This window comes from Streptomyces sp. NPDC050439, from assembly GCF_040655335.1.
Classification (GTDB): Bacteria; Actinomycetota; Actinomycetes; order Streptomycetales; family Streptomycetaceae; genus Streptomyces.
Genome location: NZ_JBFAJT010000006.1, coordinates 341,135 through 356,119, shown reverse-complemented (window position 1 = coordinate 356,119; position 14,985 = coordinate 341,135). Strand labels below are relative to the sequence as shown.

The window sequence follows — 14,985 nt, the reverse complement described above, 5'->3', positions numbered from 1 at the left end:
ATCCTCCCGCACGAGGTGTCCGCCGGAGGGTGCGGGGGTGCCCGGCGAGAAGTTGTCCACAGGTTCGGCGGACCCCCTTGTCCCGACCGATCGTTCGGTTACTCTAGCTCTGTCCGTGCGTTCCCGCACTGCCCTGCCCTGCCCAGCTCGCCGGCTCGACGAAGAGCCGGCTCGACGAGGAGTTGGTCCGATATGGCCGCCGAACTCACCGCGCACCAGCTGATCGCCACGCACCGGCCCACGCTCGACCAGGCGCTGGAGACGATCCGCACGCGCGCGTACTGGTCGCCGCACCCCGAACACCCCAAGGCGTACGGGGAGAACGGCAGCCTGAGCCTGCCCGACGGCAAAGCCGCCTTCGACGCCCTCCTGGGCAGCCGCTTCGAGCTCGACCAACCGGGCACGGACGACTGGACAGGCGCGGAAGTCTCTCCGTACGGGCCCGAGCTGGGCATCACGTACCCCCACCCGGACATCGACACGCTGCTGCCCGCGATGCGCACCGGGATGCGCGCCTGGCGCGAGGCGGGCGCGGAAGTGCGCGCGATGGTCTGCCTGGAGATCCTGTCGCGCATCAGCGCCCGCACGCACGAGATGGCGCACGCGGTCATGCACACCAGCGGCCAGGCCTTCATGATGGCCTTCCAGGCAGGCGGCCCGCACGCCCAGGACCGCGGCCTCGAAGCGGTGGCGTACGCGTACGTCGAGCAGGCCCGCACCCCCGACAACGCGGAGTGGTCCAAGCCGCAGGGCAAGCGGGACCCGATCGGCCTGGAGAAGCGCTTCACGCCCGTGGCCCGCGGCATCGCGCTCCTGATCGGCTGCAACACCTTCCCGACGTGGAACGGCTATCCGGGCCTGTTCGCCTCGCTGGCCACCGGCAACCCCGTCCTGGTCAAGCCCCACCCGCGCGCGGTGCTCCCGCTCGCGCTGACGGTGCGCATCGCGCGCGAGGCCCTCGCCGACGCGGGCTTCGACCCGAACCTGGTGTGCCTGGCCGCCGAACGGCCGGGCGAGGGCATCGCCAAGACCCTCGCCGTCCGCCCCGAGATCAAGATCATCGACTACACGGGGTCGACCGCCTTCGGTGACTGGCTGGAGGCCAACGCCCGCCAGGCGCAGGTCTACACGGAAAAGGCCGGCGTGAACACGGTCGTCGTCGACTCGACGGACAACTACAAGGGGATGCTGTCCAACCTGGCCTTCTCCCTGTCGCTCTACAGCGGCCAGATGTGCACGACGCCGCAGAACCTCCTGATCCCCCGGGACGGCATCACGACGGACGCCGGAGCGAAGTCGTACGACGACGTGGTGTCCGACCTGGCCGCGTCGGTGAACGGCTTGCTCGGCGACGACGCCCGGGCGAACGGCATCCTCGGCGCCCTGGTCAACCCGGACGTGAAGGCCCGCCTGGAGGCGGCAACCGGACTCGGCGAAGTGGCCCTCCCCTCACGGGAGATCAGCAACCCCGAGTTTCCTGACGCCGTGGTCCGCACCCCGGTCATCGTCAAGCTGGACGGCGCGAAGCCGGACGCCGAGGCGGTCTATCTGGACGAGTGCTTCGGCCCGGTCTCCTTCGCCGTCGCGGTCGACTCGTCCGCGGACGCCGTGGAGCTGCTGCGCCGCACGGTGCGCGACAAGGGCGCGATGACGGTCGGCGCGTACACGACCTCGGACGAGGTGTCCGGCGCCGTGGAGGAGACCTGCCTGGAGGAGTGCGCCCAGCTCTCCTTGAACCTCACGGGCGGCGTCTATGTGAACCAGACGGCGGCCTTCTCGGACTTCCACGGTTCGGGCGGCAACCCCGCCGCGAACGCCGCCCTGTGTGACGGCGCGTTCGTGGCCAACCGCTTCCGTGTGGTGGAGATCCGCAGGGACGCCTGACGCCCGGCGGCGGGTTCAGGCCTCCGCGCCCGGAGGCCTGCCCGCCGACCAGTGGAAGAGCGTCATGCCGACGCTGGTGGCCAGGTTGTAGCTGGAGACCTGGGGCCGCATCGGCAGGGACACCAAGTGATCGGCGCGCTCCCGCAGCGGCGCCGACAGACCGCTGCGCTCGGACCCGAAGGCCAGCACGGCGTCGTCCGGCAGCTTGAGACCGCGGATGTCCTCGCCCTCCGCGTCGAGCGCGAACACCGGCCCCGGCGGCAGTGCGGCGACGTCCATCCGCTCGACGGCCGTGGCGAAGTGCAGGCCCGCGCCACCGCGTACGACCGTGGGATGCCAGGGGTCGAGCGTGCCGGTGGTGACGACTCCCGTCGCCCCGAACCCCGCGGCGAGCCGGATCACGGCCCCGGCGTTGCCCAGATTGCGGGGATCGTCGAGGACGACGACCGGCGTGCTTCTCGGCATGCGGGCCAGCGCGTCGAGGTTGGCCGTGCGGGAAGGGCGTACCGCCAGAGCCGCCACTCCCGTGGGATGCAGACGCGGCACAAGGGCGCGCAGGGTGCTGTCCGGGACCTGGACGAGAAGCGCGTCGAGGGCGTCCCGCACGTCAGGCGCGAGTTCGTCGGCGAGGGCGAGAACGGCCGCCCTGTCACTGGTCAGCGCCGCGGGGACGAGCGCCTCGAAGCGCAGCGCGTGCTTGATGGCGTGGAAGCCGTCGAGCAGCACGGACGTCTCGGCGATCTCCCGCCAGGCCCGCACGGCACCGTCCGGATCACGCTGGTGCGTCCCGCTCATCCCCCGTACGTCCCGTTCATGAGGGAAAGCCTACGCGCGCGTGCTCGGTGGATTCCGGGGCCGATTCCTCGCCCGTCCCGCGCTGCCCCGGCACCGCGCCGGGGCGCGGCAGGCGCGAGAACAGCGCTCCACGCGCGCGTGCCACCCACCCACCGACGCGGCGCAGGAACGACGTCGGAAGGAACACCGCGTCGGCCGCGATCATCGCGAGCGAGAAGAACGGCAGGCCGAGAAGGACCGCGATGACCGCGTGCTCGAAGATCATCGCGGCGAGGAGGACGTTCTTGACCCGCCTGTTGAAGAGGGTGAAGGGGAAGGCGACCTGCACGGCGACCGTCCCGTATGTCACCAGCATCACCATCAGGCCGTGCGAGACGAGCAGGTCGGAGAGCGCCGGCCAGGGGGAGAAGTAGTCGAGACGCAGCGGGTAGTAGACGGCCGTGCCGTCCTGCCAACGGCTGCCCTGGATCTTGTACCAGCCGGCCGTCGCGTAGATCAGACACGCCTCGACCATGATCACAAAGAGTGCGGCGTTGTGCGCGAGCCTGACGATGACGTCGAGCAGCTTGCGCGCCTCACCGTCGGGCGCGCGCCGTCCGACGGCCCACCACAAGGCGTGCGCGCACCACAGCCCCCAGAAGACCAGCAGCCAGCCCCCGCTGAGCTCCCCCATGAACGTGACCACGGAGAGCCCGAGCCCGAGGACCCACCACAGGACGGGCCCGGTCTTGTCGGTGGGCTGGGCCGTCTTCGACAGGTCGACCGGTGTCTTCCCCGGCTCTACGGACGCGGCACGCGCGCGTGCCGCTCGGCGGGCGTCGAGCGACCAGACCTGGCCGCAGCGCGTGAACACCAGGTAGGTGGCCATGAGGTGGATGACGTTGTCGCCGCCGTCGCCCATGAAGATGGAGCGGTTCTGCAGCGAGAGCACGCCGATCATGAAGAGCACGGACATCGTGCGCGTGCGCCAGCCGAGCATCAGCAGGGCGCTGCTGAGGACGGCGAGCGCGTAGACGACCTCGAACCAGACGCGCCCGTCGGACCACATCAGGGCCGTGAAGGCGTCGTTCTCCGCGATGAGCTGCTGGGCCATGTCCCAGCTCCACGGGCCGTCGGGGCCATAGAGCTCCCGGCGGTGGGGGAGTTCGCGCAGCAGGAAGAGCAGCCAGGTGGCGGCGAACCCGATGCGGATCACGGCGGTCTGGTAGGGGCCGAGAGCGGATGCGGTGACCCGCTCGATGCCGCGCCCGAGCAGGGAGACGAAGTGGTTCATCGGGCGTCCACCTCAGATTCCCGGGCCTTGCCCAGGGGCATGTCGTCGGGTGTCACGGACCACCACGGCAGCTGGCGGATCACCGGTTTCGTCGAGACCTTCTCGTCGCTCCACTCGGGGGGCGGCACGTTCGTGGTCCTGGAGCGGACCTGGATGCGCTCTATGCCCGCGCCCCGGCCCAGGGCTTCCTCACGCTCGACCCGCATCACCACGATGCGGCGGACGTAGCGCTCCGAGAGCTGCCCGCGCAGGCCGCGGGGACGATTCTGCGCGTCGTGCGCGCCCACGTAGAAGTCCCAGGCCCTGCGCAGTTCGTTCTGCTGCGTGTGGCTGGGCAGCAGATTGCCGTCGATGGCGGCGCCGTCGCGGGCCGAGAGGTCGTACCAGCCGGTGGTCCGGGTTGAGCCGTCGGCCGTACGGATCTCGGCGCGGGCCTGCACCGCGATGTTCTGCTGCATCGGGTTGGGCGCGAAGAGCTTCCAGTTCTGCTCGAACTCGGGATAGATCCAGTCGTCGACGGCCTGCCCGTGCTGCTTGGTCATGGTGTTCGCGGGGGCGACATGCAGGAACAGCATCCCGACGTGCACACAGGCCGTGACGGCGATGAGCGCGAGCGCGAGCGCGGCCACCGCCTGGTAGCGCGGGGAGAGGGCTGCGATGCCGGTACGGGGCTCGGGCGGGGCGGCGGGGGCGCCCTCGTCGGGCGAGGGGACGGCGTCGACGACGTCGACGGGTGGGGACGGCGACTCGTGCGCGTTGTTGTCGTTCGCGTCCATTTGGCCCCGATTCCGATCCCGCACGGTGATGCGCCCGTCGGCCGCCCGTCACACGGCTCTCTACCGCCCGTCGCAGCGGAACGGTACTCATGCCTGCGCGCCAGGCACAGCTTCCGTGAAGTTATCCACAGGGTTGACACCTTATGGCGCTGAGCCGCACCATTGAATTCCACGAACCGAACGATCGGTCGGTAGCTAGCTAAAGGTCGAGGGGGACCGCGATGGCGACAGCAGCCGAGCACCAGACGGCCCGGTCCGGGCCGGACCAGGCAGCGGCCGACGCCGCACGCACCGCGGCGCACGAAGCGGCATTCGACGCCGCGGTCGCGGCCGACGAGCGCATCGAGCCCCGGGACTGGATGCCCGACGCCTATCGCGCCTCACTCGTCAGGCAGATCGCACAGCACGCCCACTCCGAGATCATCGGCATGCAGCCGGAGGCCAACTGGATCACCCGCGCCCCGTCCCTGCGGCGCAAGGCGATCCTGATGGCCAAGGTCCAGGACGAAGCCGGCCACGGCCTGTATCTCTACAGCGCGGCCGAAACCCTGGGCACCAGCCGCGACGAGCTCCTCGACAAACTGCACTCGGGCCGCCAGAAGTACTCGTCGATCTTCAACTACCCCACGCTGACCTGGGCCGACGTCGGCGCGATCGGCTGGCTGGTGGACGGCGCCGCGATCACCAACCAAGTCCCGCTCTGCCGCTGTTCGTACGGCCCCTATGCCCGCGCGATGGTCCGCGTCTGCAAGGAGGAGTCGTTCCACCAGCGCCAGGGGTATGAATCCCTGCTCGCCCTCAGCCAGGGCACCGAAGCCCAGCACGCCATGGCACAGGACGCGGTGGACCGCTGGTGGTGGCCCTCCCTGATGATGTTCGGCCCTCCCGACGACGAGTCGTCCCACTCGGAACAGTCGATGACCTGGAAGATCAAGCGCCACTCGAACGACGAGCTGCGCCAGCGCTTCGTCGACATCTGCGTCCCCCAGGCCGAGTCCCTCGGCCTCACGCTCCCCGACCCGGACCTCGTGTGGAACGAGGAGCGGGGACATCACGACTTCGGCCCGATCGACTGGACGGAGTTCTGGGCGGTCCTCAAGGGCAACGGCCCGTGCAACGACCAGCGGATCACGCAGCGCAAGAGCGCACATGAAGACGGCGCGTGGGTGCGCGAGGCAGCAGCGGCGTTCGCCGCCAAGCACGGGGAGGCGAAGGCATGAGCAGCTCGACCGAATGGCCGCTGTGGGAGGTGTTCGTGCGCTCCCGCCGCGGGCTCTCCCACACCCACGCCGGCAGCCTGCACGCGCCGGACGCGGAAATGGCTCTTCGCAATGCCCGCGACCTATACACCCGCAGAAGCGAAGGCGTCTCGATCTGGGTCGTGCCGTCCACCCAGATCACCGCTTCATCGCCCGACGAGAAGGACTCCTTCTTCGAACCGGCGGGCGACAAGCCCTACCGCCACCCGACCTTCTACGACATCCCGGACGGGGTGAAGCACCTGTGACCGCGCCCCTGGCCCCGACGGCCACCGCCACCGCCCTCGCCCTGGGCGACGACGCCCTGGTGCTCTCGCACCGGCTGGGGGAGTGGGCGGGCCACGCGCCCGTCCTCGAAGAAGAGGTCGCCCTCGCGAACATCGCCCTCGACCTGCTCGGCCAGGCACGCGTCCTGCTCTCCCTCGCCGGGGACGAGGACGAACTGGCCTACCTCCGCGAGGAACGCGCCTTCCGCAACCTCCAGCTGGTCGAGCAGCCGAACGGCGACTTCGCCCACACCATCGCCCGCCAGCTGTACTTCTCCACGTACCAAACGCTGCTGTACGGCGCGTTGGCGAGCGGCGACAGCACGTTCGCCCCCCTCGCCGCGAAAGCGGTCAAGGAAGTCGCCTACCACCAGGACCACGCGGAGCAGTGGACGCTGCGGCTCGGAGACGGCACCGCGGAGAGCCATGAGCGGATGCAGCGCGGACTCGACGCACTCTGGCGGTTCACCGGCGAGATGTTCCGACCGGTGGAAGGCCTCGACGGCACGACGGCCGGCTCGGCAGGCGTCGACTGGCCGGCGCTGCGCACGACTTGGACGGCCTCGGTGACCACCGTCATCGAGAAAGCGACCCTGATCGTGCCCACCGGCCCCCAGGAAGGCGCCTGGGCGGCCGGCGCGGGCCGCCAGGGCCTGCACACCGAATCCTTCGGACGGATGCTCGCCGAGATGCAGCACCTGCATCGCAGCCACCCGGGGGCGTCATGGTGACCACCGCCCTCGAAGAGGAGCTCCTCGCCCTGGCCGGCTCCGTGCCCGACCCGGAGCTGCCGGTCATCACCCTGGCCGAGCTCGGAGTGCTGCGCGGCGTGCACGTCCGCGGCATCGGCAAGGTCGACGTCGAGCTGACCCCCACGTACACCGGCTGCCCGGCCATAGAGACCATGACCGCCGACATCGAGCAGGTCCTGCGCGAGCGCGGCATGGCGGAGATCTCCGTGCGCACCGTGCTCTCCCCCGCCTGGTCGACGGACGACATCAGCGCCGAGGGCCGCCGCAAACTCGCGGAGTTCGGCATCGCACCCCCGCGCCCGCACAGCGCCGGCGGTCCGATACCCCTCACCCTCTCCGTCCGCTGCCCGCACTGCGGCTCGACCGACACCGAACTGCTCAGCCGCTTCTCGTCGACGGCCTGCAAGGCCCTGCGCCGATGCGTCGACTGCCGCGAACCCTTCGACCACTTCAAGGAGTTGTGATGGCCCGCTTCCACCAGCTCCGGGTAGCGGCGGTCGAGCGGCTCACCGACGACTCCGTGACACTGACCTTCGAGGTGCCCCCCGCCCTGCGCGAGGAGTACCGCTTCGTGCCGGGCCAGCATCTCGCCCTCCGCCGCTTCGCCGACGGCACCGAGATCCGGCGCACGTACTCGATCTGCGCACCCGCGCCCCACCCCGAAAGCCCCTCGGAGCCGCGGACGCTGCGGGTCGGGGTGCGCTTCGTCGAAGGCGGTGCCTTCTCGACGTACGCCCTGAAGGAAATCGCCGTCGGCGACCTTCTCGAGGTGATGACCCCGGCCGGGCGCTTCACGCTGGAACCGGCACCCGGCCGCTATGCCGCCGTGGTCGGCGGCAGCGGCATCACCCCGGTGCTCTCCATCGTCACGACCCTCCTCGAACGCGAACCACACGCCACGTTCTGCCTGATACGGAGCGATCGCACCGCCGCGTCGACGATGTTCCTGGAGGAGGTTGCCGACCTCAAGGACCGCTGGCCGGACCGATTCCAGCTGGTCACCGTGCTCTCCCGGGAGGATCAGCAGTCGGGGCTCGACTCCGGAAGGCTCGACGAGGAGCGGCTCGGCCGACTGCTGCCGGCACTGCTGCCCGTCCAGGAGATCGCGGGCTGGTTCCTGTGCGGGCCGCTCGGTCTGGTACAGGGCGCGGAGAAGACACTGCGCGGCCTCGGCGTGCCACGTCAGCTCATCCACCAGGAGATATTCCACGTGGACGGCGTCCTCGCCACCCCCACGCCCACCACCACGACAGCAGCCCCCGCGCACAGCACCGTGACGGTGACGCTCGACGGGCGCTCCGGCACCTGGCCGGTGCAGGACGGGGAATCCCTCCTCGACACCGTGCTGCGCAACCGCGCGGACGCGCCGTACGCCTGCAAGGGCGGGGTGTGCGGGACCTGCCGGGCCTTCCGGGTCTCGGGCGAGGTGCGGATGGACCGCAACTTCGCCCTGGAGCCGGAGGAGACCGAGGCGGGATACGTGCTCGCGTGCCAGTCCCACCCGGCCACCGACACAGTGGAGTTGGACTTCGACCGCTGAGAGGGGCTGCCCCGCCCCTTCGACTGCGGCCTTCGCTGTTCCCTTCCCGTAGAACCTGTTCTATCTTGACGACCCGTCAGAAACGGCGGGCGTGGCAGACACAGAACCGTCGGGCCGGTGCGCGGGAGGACAAGCAGTGGACTTCACCTTCACCGAGGAACAGCAGGCCGCCGTCGAAGCGGCGAAGGCGCTCTTCGCCTCCGTCACACCCGACGGCGTACCAAGCCCCGCCCTCGTACCAGGCGCCGTCGCCGACGACTTCGACCGCCCCCTGTGGGCCAAGCTCGCCGCAGCCGACCTGCTCAGCCTGCTCCTCGACCCCGAACACGGCGGCGCGGGCCTGGACGCCATCGCCCTCTGCCTGATCCTGCGCGAGTCCGCGAAAAAACTCGCCCGAGTGCCGCTCCTGGAGAGCAGCGCCGCCGCATACGCCGTGCAGACCCACGGCAGCAAGGACCTGAAGCAGCGCATCCTGCCCAAGGCAGGCCGCGGCGAGCTCGTCCTCACCGTCGCGGCGAACGGCCGCAGCGGGCACGACCCCGCCGAACTGGCCGTCACCGCACGCCAGGACGGCGACATTTGGCAGCTCGACGGCACACAGACCGCCGTCCCCTGGGCACAGAACGCCGACCTCATCGTGGTGCCCGCCCACACATCCGCAGGCCGCACCGTCCTCGCCCTGATCCCCCGCGAACACGACGGCCTCACCCTCGCCGAGCAGGTGTCCACGAGCGGCGAACACCTCGGCGAGATCAGCCTCCAAGGCGTACGGATCGACGCCACCGACGTCATCGAGACCGACGGAGCCTGGGACGGGCTGCGCGACCTGCTCACCACCGGAACCTGCGCCCTCGCACTCGGCCTCGGCGAGAGCGTGCTCAGCATGACCGCCGAATACACCGGCAAACGCGAGCAGTTCGGCTTCCCCGTCGCCACTTTCCAGGCAGTGGCGGTACAGGCCGCCGACCGTTACATCGACCTGCGCGCCATGGAGGTCACCCTCTGGCAGGCCGCCTGGCGCATCAGCACCGGCGCGAGCGGCGCCCTGCCCGCCACGGGAGACGTCGCCGTCGCCAAGATCTGGGCAGCCGACGGCGTACGAAGGGTGGTGCAGACAGCCCAGCACCTGCACGGCGGCTTCGGCTCCGACACCGACTACCCCCTGCACCGCTACCACGCGTGGGCCAAGCAACTGGAGCTGTCCCTCGGCCCGGCAGCAGCACACGAAGAGGCCCTCGGCGACCTACTGGCCGCCCACCCCCTCGGCTGAAACTAGATCACGACGCCCGGCTGGCCCTTGTCGTCCACGACGGGCCGGCCCGCGGCCTCCCAGCTCTGCATGCCACCGTCGACGTTCACCGCGTCGACCCCCTGCTGGACGAGATACATGGCGACCTGCGCCGAACGACCGCCGACCCGGCAGATGACATTGACCTTGCCGTCCTGCGGGGCGGCCTCGGTCAACTCGCCGTAACGGGAGACGAACTCGCTCATCGGGATGTGCAGCGCACCCGCGGCATGACCCGCCTGCCACTCCTCGTCCTCACGGACGTCAAGGAGAAAGTCGCCGCTCGCGAGGTCGTCGACACCGACCGTGGGCACATGAGATCCGAAAGCCATGCGTCCGACGCTACCCGACCCGCTAGGCGGTCAGCCGCGCCAGCTCCGCCTCACGCTCGGTGACCTGCGCGAGCAACTGCTCGGCGATCTCCTCCAGGAGCTGATCCGGATCGTCCGGCGCCATCCGCAGCATCGCGCCGATCGCACCCTCCTCCAGCTCCCGCGCGACCACGGAGAGCAGCTCCTTGCGCTGGGAGAGCCACTCAAGACGGGCGTAGAGCTCCTCGCTCTTGCTCGGCCACTGCTGCTCGGGCACCGGGCCCGCGGCCCACTCCTCGGACAGCTCCCGCAGCAAGGGGACGTCGCCACGCGCGTACGCGGCGTTCACCCGCGTGATGAACTCCTCGCGGCGGCCACGCTCCTGGTCGTCCTGAGCGAGGTCGGGGTGGGACTTGCGGACGAGCTCGCGGTAGAGCTTGCGGGCCTCGTCACTGGGCCGCACCCGCTGCGGCGGCCGCACCGACTGATCGGTCAGCATCGCGGCGGCCTCCGGATAGAGGCCCTCACCGTCCATCCAGCCGTGGAACAGCTCCTCGACCCCCGGCATCGGCATGACCCGCGCCCGCGCCTCGTCCGCCTTGCGCCGGTCCTCGGGGTCACCGCTGCGGGCGGCCAGGGCCTCGGCGATCTCGGCGTCCAGCTCGTCGAGGCGCGCGTACATCGGGCCGAGCTTCTGGTGGTGCAGCCGGGAGAAGTTCTCCACCTCGACCCGGAACGTCTCGACGGCGATCTCGTACTCGATCAGCGCCTGCTCCGCCGCCCGTACGGCCTTCTCCAGCCGGTCCTCCGGCCGCGCGGCGCCGCCGCCCTGCCCCGCCGCCCCGTCAGGCCCCTCGCGACCAGCGGTCACGGGATCGGGCTCGGGATCGGGCGTCTGAGGCTGCGTAGGCTCGGCTTCCGGGGTCGTCACCCGACCAGCCTAGGCCACCGTGCCCCCACCCCGACGGAGCGGCAGCCAGGCCTTGCCCAGGAGGCCTTGCAGGAGGCCTTGCAGGAGCCTGCCGAACCCTCTCCCCACACTTCCCGCAATCGAAGGGGAGGGGAGGGAGGGGGCCTCCCCCACCCCCTCCCTCCCCCACCCCCTCAACCCACCCCCCTCACCCTCAAACCCCCACCTCAGCCCCCACCCGCCCCTCCTTAACCGCACGCACCAGCTCCGCGTGGTCCGCCTCCGTGCGGTTCGCGTACGTCACCGCGAACGCCGCCATCGCCGTGTCCAGCTCGTCGTTCTTGCCGACGTAGCCGGCGATGAGCCGTGGGTCGGCGCTGTGGGCGTGCGCGCGGGCCAGCAGGGCTCCGGTCATGCGGCCGTAGTCGTCGATCTGGTCGGCGGCCAGTGCCGCCGGGTCCACGCTGCCCTTGCGGTTCCTGAACTGCCGCACCTGGAAGGCCCGCCCGGCCACGGTCGTCCATCCCAGGAGGAAGTCGCTGACCACCTGCATCCGCTTCTGCCCGAGCACCACCCGGTGCCCTTCGTGCGCGACCTCGGGCACCGTGAAGCCGACCGTGGGCAGATGCGGCAGCAGAGCGGAGGGCCTTGCCTCCTTGACCTGGAGCACCAGCGGCTCGCCCCGGTGGTCGAGCAGCAGCACCACATACGACCGCAGGCCCACGCTGCCGGTGCCCACGACGCGGAAGGCCACGTCCTGGACGGCGTACCGCGCGAGGAGCGGCAGCCGGTCCTCGGGCAGCGTGCCGACGTAGTCCGCGAGGGCGGCCGCGACCTCGGCCGCTTCCGCGTCCGGTATTCGGCGGAGCACCGGTGGGGCGTCGACGAAGCGGCGGCCCGTGAAGCCGGACTCGTCCTCGGTGCGCTCGGTGGACTTGGCGGCGAACCGGGCGCTCGTGTTGTGCCGTGCCTTCTCGGAGACGCTCTCCAGGGTGCCGAGCAGGTCTTTCGCGTCCGTGTGGGAGACCAGCTCCTCGTCCGCGATGGCGTTCCACGCGTCGAGCGCGGGGAGCTTCGCGAGCAGCCGCATCGTGCGCCGGTACGCCCCCACCGCGTCGAACGCCGCTTCCTTGCAGATGTCGTCGCTCGCACCGGCCTCACGCCCGGCGAGCACGAGGGAGGCCGCGAGCCGTTTCACGTCCCATTCCCAGGGGCCGTGTCCCGTCTCGTCGAAGTCGTTCAGGTCCATGACGAGCCCGCCCCGCGCGTCCCCGTACAGGCCGAAGTTCGCCGCGTGGGCGTCGCCGCATATCTGGGCGCCGATCCCCGTCACGGGTGTCCGCGCGAGGTCGTACGCCATCAGTCCGGCTGCTCCGCGCAGGAAGGCGAAGGGCGAGGCGGTCATCCTGCCCGTCCGGATCGGTGTGAGCTCCGGGAGTCTGCTGCGGTTGGTCTCCTGCACGGCGTCGACCGGATCGGGGCGGCCGTCGTCCTCGACGAACCACTCGTGCGAGGCACGGCTGACGCTCGCCCGCAACGCCTTGCCCTCCCGTTTCGGCGAGACCGCCACCCCGGCGGCACCCTGCGAAGCAGTCACACCCTCCGAAGCAGCCGCACCCTCCGAGGTCGCCGCACGCGCCTCGCCTCGCTGTGAGGGCCACCGCGCGAACCCCTCCACGTACGGCAGTCGCGCACCTTTGAACTCCGTCATGTTCACCCCCACCGTCCGGGCGCCCCCCGCGGGCTCACCTGGCATGAAGGTACCGCCGGGTGCCGGGCGGCGGCAGAGCCTGTGGACAACCCACGAGCTGTGGACAACTCGGCGCACCGACCCGGCGGCCGGTGACATAGATCACCATGATCATCACCCAGCAGTCGGCCAGGACCCTTGCCCCGGAACGCAACTTGGAGCACAACGAGAAGCGGGCCCCCACCAGGACTCTCGTCCTGGTGGAGACCCGCTCCACATGGTGCGCGAGGGGGGAGTTGAACCCCCACGCCCTTTCGGGCACTGGAACCTGAATCCAGCGCGTCTGCCTATTCCGCCACCCGCGCATGGGTGTTGTCCTGGGTCTCTCACCGTCTGGTGTGAACACTGTGTGCGAACACTGTTTGGTGCGAGCGCCTTCCGACATCCAGAAGATTAGCACGCTGGCAGGGGTGGATTCACATCCCTATTCGGGGGCACCTGCCCTGTTGATCCGGAGAGAACCGGGTGAGGCCGACCGTCCGACCGACCGACTTGCGCCGTACCCGGCGAAGCTCCGCAGTCGGGTGCGCGACACTGGTTTGAGGCCCCCTCTACGATCCCTGGTAGAGGAGCCTGAGAGGAGCCCGGACGGATCCCGGAACCCTGGTGCGGGCATGCCTTGTGAGAGGCGACACTCATCGACTGGGCGGACAGGGGGAACCAGCCGATTTCCCGGCGCGTGGATACGATCAGTAAGCAGTACCAGGATGACTACGACGGAGGAGGTGCCCCATGGGAGTCATGAAGAAGTTCGAGCAGCGACTCGAAGGTCTCGTCAACGGCACCTTCGCCAAGGTGTTCAAGTCCGAGGTCCAGCCCGTCGAGATCGCCGGCGCCCTGCAGCGCGAGTGCGACAACAACGCGACGATCTGGAACCGCGATCGGACCGTTGTCCCCAATGACTTCATCGTGGAGCTCAGCGCGCCCGACTTCGAGCGCCTGAGCCCCTACTCGGGGCAGCTCGGCGACGAGCTGTCCGGGATGGTGCGGGAGTACGCCAAGCAGCAGCGGTACAGCTTCATGGGCCCCATCAAGGTGCACCTGGAGAAGGCCGAGGACCTCGACACGGGCCTGTACCGGGTGCGCAGCCGCACGCTCGCGTCCAGCACCTCCCAGAGTCCCGACAGCGCCCCGGCCGGCCCCTCGGGCCCCGCGGGCGCCGGTCACAGCCCCGCCAGGCCCCCTGCGGGCGGCGCGGGTGGCGGCTATGGCTACCCACAGCCCGCTCAGCCCTCCAGCCCTCCTCCCATGCCCGCCGCGCCGCCTCCCGGCGGCCGTCCGGGCGGACCCGCACCGGTGCCGAACCGTCCTCAGGGGCCCGGCGCCGGACCTCTTCCGGGTGCGCAGGTGCGGCGCTGGATCGAGATCAACGGCAATCGCCATCAGATCTCCCGCCCGACGCTGGTGCTGGGACGCAGCACCGACGCCGATGTGCGGATCGACGACCCCGGCGTATCGCGCCGGCACTGTGAGATCCGGACCGGAACGCCCTCGACGATCCAGGATCTCGGGTCTACCAACGGCATCGTGGTAGACGGGCAGCACACCACCCGCGCTACGCTCCGCGACGGCTCGCGGATCGTCGTGGGCCAAACCACCATCGTTTACCGGCAAGCCGAAGGGTGAAGCGGGGGCAATGTCAGAGCTGACCCTGACGGTCATGCGGCTGGGTTTCCTAGCCGTTCTGTGGCTGTTCGTGATCGTGGCCGTCCAGGTCATCCGTAGCGACCTGTTCGGAACACGTGTCACACAGCGCGGTTCGCGCCGTGAGAACGCGCGACCGCAGCAGGCCGCCCGCCAGCAACAGCAGGCGGCCACACCACCTCCCCAGCGCCAGCAGCAGGGCGGCGGGCGGCAGCGCCGTGGCGCCCCCAGCAAGCTGGTCGTGTCCGAAGGGATCCTCGCGGGCACGACGGTCGCCCTGCAGGGCCAGACGATCACGCTGGGCCGGGCGCACGATTCGACGATCGTGCTGGACGACGACTACGCGTCCAGCAGGCATGCCAGGATCTACCCGGACCGTGACGGCCAGTGGATCGTCGAGGATCTCGGGTCCACCAACGGCACGTATCTGGACCGGACCCGACTCACCACCCCGACGCCTGTTCCGCTGGGCGCGCCGATCCGCATCGGCAAGACCGTCATCGAGCTGCGGAAGTAGTACGAAAATGAGCGAGCGGA

15 protein-coding genes and 1 tRNA gene are annotated in these 14,985 nt (G+C 70.2%); 9 read left to right on the top strand and 7 right to left on the bottom strand.

Translation table 11 applies throughout. The features are described from left to right. Positions 1-192: 192 nt before the first annotated feature. Positions 193-1,884 carry a phenylacetic acid degradation protein PaaN gene (gene paaN / locus AB0I66_RS26160; RefSeq protein ID WP_363210371.1) on the top strand — a complete coding sequence of 564 codons (1,692 nt, stop codon included), beginning with the start codon at positions 193-195 and terminating at the stop codon, positions 1,882-1,884. 15 nt (positions 1,885-1,899) lie between these two features. On the opposite strand, the gene AB0I66_RS26155 is transcribed toward paaN, so the two are convergent. Genes AB0I66_RS26155 through AB0I66_RS26145 form a run of 3 tightly spaced genes read right to left on the bottom strand, consistent with a single transcriptional unit; the run spans position 1,900 to position 4,728 of the window. Beyond that, entirely contained in the window at positions 1,900-2,679 is a 780-nt protein-coding gene (locus AB0I66_RS26155; RefSeq protein WP_363210370.1) for a TrmH family RNA methyltransferase, read from the bottom strand. 16 nt (positions 2,680-2,695) lie between these two features. Then, positions 2,696-3,952, bottom strand: coding sequence for an HTTM domain-containing protein (locus AB0I66_RS26150; protein WP_363210369.1), 1,257 nt, complete (start codon positions 3,950-3,952; stop codon positions 2,696-2,698). Continuing rightward, positions 3,949-4,728 carry a DUF5819 family protein gene (locus AB0I66_RS26145; RefSeq protein WP_363210368.1) on the bottom strand — a complete coding sequence of 260 codons (780 nt, stop codon included), beginning with the start codon at positions 4,726-4,728 and terminating at the stop codon, positions 3,949-3,951. Before AB0I66_RS26145 ends, AB0I66_RS26150 begins: the two co-directional genes overlap by 4 nt. 221 nt (positions 4,729-4,949) lie before the next feature. On the opposite strand from AB0I66_RS26145, the gene paaA reads away from it, so the two are divergent. The 6 genes from paaA (at position 4,950) to AB0I66_RS26115 (ending at position 9,815) form a co-directional block, all read left to right on the top strand. Further along, entirely contained in the window at positions 4,950-5,948 is a 999-nt protein-coding gene (gene paaA, locus AB0I66_RS26140) for a 1,2-phenylacetyl-CoA epoxidase subunit PaaA (RefSeq protein ID WP_363210367.1), read from the top strand. After that, complete coding sequence (paaB, locus tag AB0I66_RS26135; RefSeq protein ID WP_363210366.1) at positions 5,945-6,235, top strand: 1,2-phenylacetyl-CoA epoxidase subunit PaaB; 291 nt, start codon at positions 5,945-5,947, stop codon at positions 6,233-6,235. Before paaA ends, paaB begins: the two co-directional genes overlap by 4 nt. Further along, entirely contained in the window at positions 6,232-6,984 is a 753-nt protein-coding gene (gene paaC, locus AB0I66_RS26130) for a 1,2-phenylacetyl-CoA epoxidase subunit PaaC (protein ID WP_363210365.1), read from the top strand. The genes paaB and paaC overlap by 4 nt, the downstream gene beginning before the upstream one ends. Further along, positions 6,978-7,469 carry a 1,2-phenylacetyl-CoA epoxidase subunit PaaD gene (gene paaD, locus AB0I66_RS26125; RefSeq protein WP_363210364.1) on the top strand — a complete coding sequence of 164 codons (492 nt, stop codon included), beginning with the start codon at positions 6,978-6,980 and terminating at the stop codon, positions 7,467-7,469. The genes paaC and paaD overlap by 7 nt, the downstream gene beginning before the upstream one ends. Next, positions 7,469-8,545: a 1,2-phenylacetyl-CoA epoxidase subunit PaaE gene (paaE, locus tag AB0I66_RS26120; protein WP_363210363.1), complete on the top strand. Its 1,077-nt coding sequence runs from the start codon at positions 7,469-7,471 to the stop codon at positions 8,543-8,545. The genes paaD and paaE overlap by 1 nt, the downstream gene beginning before the upstream one ends. 136 nt (positions 8,546-8,681) lie before the next feature. Further along, positions 8,682-9,815 (top strand): acyl-CoA dehydrogenase family protein, encoded by a 1,134-nt coding sequence (locus AB0I66_RS26115; protein WP_363210362.1) that lies wholly within the window; start codon positions 8,682-8,684, stop codon positions 9,813-9,815. 2 nt (positions 9,816-9,817) lie between these two features. On the opposite strand, the gene AB0I66_RS26110 is transcribed toward AB0I66_RS26115, so the two are convergent. The 4 genes from AB0I66_RS26110 to AB0I66_RS26095 form a co-directional block, all read right to left on the bottom strand. After that, on the bottom strand, positions 9,818-10,165 hold the full coding sequence (locus tag AB0I66_RS26110; protein WP_363210361.1) for a rhodanese-like domain-containing protein: 348 nt from the start codon (positions 10,163-10,165) through the stop codon (positions 9,818-9,820). A 22-nt stretch (positions 10,166-10,187) separates the two neighbouring features. Then, positions 10,188-11,015 carry a J domain-containing protein gene (locus AB0I66_RS26105; RefSeq protein WP_363210671.1) on the bottom strand — a complete coding sequence of 276 codons (828 nt, stop codon included), beginning with the start codon at positions 11,013-11,015 and terminating at the stop codon, positions 10,188-10,190. Positions 11,016-11,268: 253 nt separating this feature from the next. Next, positions 11,269-12,765, bottom strand: coding sequence for a DUF2252 domain-containing protein (locus AB0I66_RS26100; protein ID WP_363210360.1), 1,497 nt, complete (start codon positions 12,763-12,765; stop codon positions 11,269-11,271). Positions 12,766-13,022: 257 nt separating this feature from the next. Further along, a tRNA-Leu gene (locus AB0I66_RS26095) sits at positions 13,023-13,109 on the bottom strand. Between the two features lie 427 nt (positions 13,110-13,536). Here AB0I66_RS26095 and AB0I66_RS26090 point away from each other — a divergent pair. Both AB0I66_RS26090 and AB0I66_RS26085 read left to right on the top strand, forming a co-directional pair. Next, the gene (locus AB0I66_RS26090) at positions 13,537-14,430 is read left to right on the top strand and encodes a DUF3662 and FHA domain-containing protein (RefSeq protein WP_363210359.1); all 894 of its coding nucleotides are present in this window, start codon (positions 13,537-13,539) and stop codon (positions 14,428-14,430) included. Between the two features lie 10 nt (positions 14,431-14,440). Next, a complete protein-coding gene (locus tag AB0I66_RS26085; RefSeq protein WP_361828992.1) occupies positions 14,441-14,965 on the top strand; it encodes an FHA domain-containing protein in 525 nt (174 codons plus the stop codon). Positions 14,966-14,985: the final 20 nt, after the last annotated feature.

What these genes read in the sequence shown, in the direction of transcription:
- paaN (WP_363210371.1), top strand. Translation starts at nt 193, where the DNA reads ATGGCCGCCGAACTCACCGCGCACCAGCTGATCGCCACGCACCGGCCC.
- AB0I66_RS26155 (WP_363210370.1), bottom strand. Translation starts at nt 2,679, where the DNA reads ATGAGCGGGACGCACCAGCGTGATCCGGACGGTGCCGTGCGGGCCTGG.
- AB0I66_RS26150 (WP_363210369.1), bottom strand. Translation starts at nt 3,952, where the DNA reads ATGAACCACTTCGTCTCCCTGCTCGGGCGCGGCATCGAGCGGGTCACC.
- AB0I66_RS26145 (WP_363210368.1), bottom strand. Translation starts at nt 4,728, where the DNA reads ATGGACGCGAACGACAACAACGCGCACGAGTCGCCGTCCCCACCCGTC.
- paaA (WP_363210367.1), top strand. Translation starts at nt 4,950, where the DNA reads ATGGCGACAGCAGCCGAGCACCAGACGGCCCGGTCCGGGCCGGACCAG.
- paaB (WP_363210366.1), top strand. Translation starts at nt 5,945, where the DNA reads ATGAGCAGCTCGACCGAATGGCCGCTGTGGGAGGTGTTCGTGCGCTCC.
- paaD (WP_363210364.1), top strand. Translation starts at nt 6,978, where the DNA reads ATGGTGACCACCGCCCTCGAAGAGGAGCTCCTCGCCCTGGCCGGCTCC.
- paaE (WP_363210363.1), top strand. Translation starts at nt 7,469, where the DNA reads ATGGCCCGCTTCCACCAGCTCCGGGTAGCGGCGGTCGAGCGGCTCACC.
- AB0I66_RS26110 (WP_363210361.1), bottom strand. Translation starts at nt 10,165, where the DNA reads ATGGCTTTCGGATCTCATGTGCCCACGGTCGGTGTCGACGACCTCGCG.
- AB0I66_RS26100 (WP_363210360.1), bottom strand. Translation starts at nt 12,765, where the DNA reads ATGACGGAGTTCAAAGGTGCGCGACTGCCGTACGTGGAGGGGTTCGCG.
- AB0I66_RS26090 (WP_363210359.1), top strand. Translation starts at nt 13,537, where the DNA reads ATGGGAGTCATGAAGAAGTTCGAGCAGCGACTCGAAGGTCTCGTCAAC.
- AB0I66_RS26085 (WP_361828992.1), top strand. Translation starts at nt 14,441, where the DNA reads ATGTCAGAGCTGACCCTGACGGTCATGCGGCTGGGTTTCCTAGCCGTT.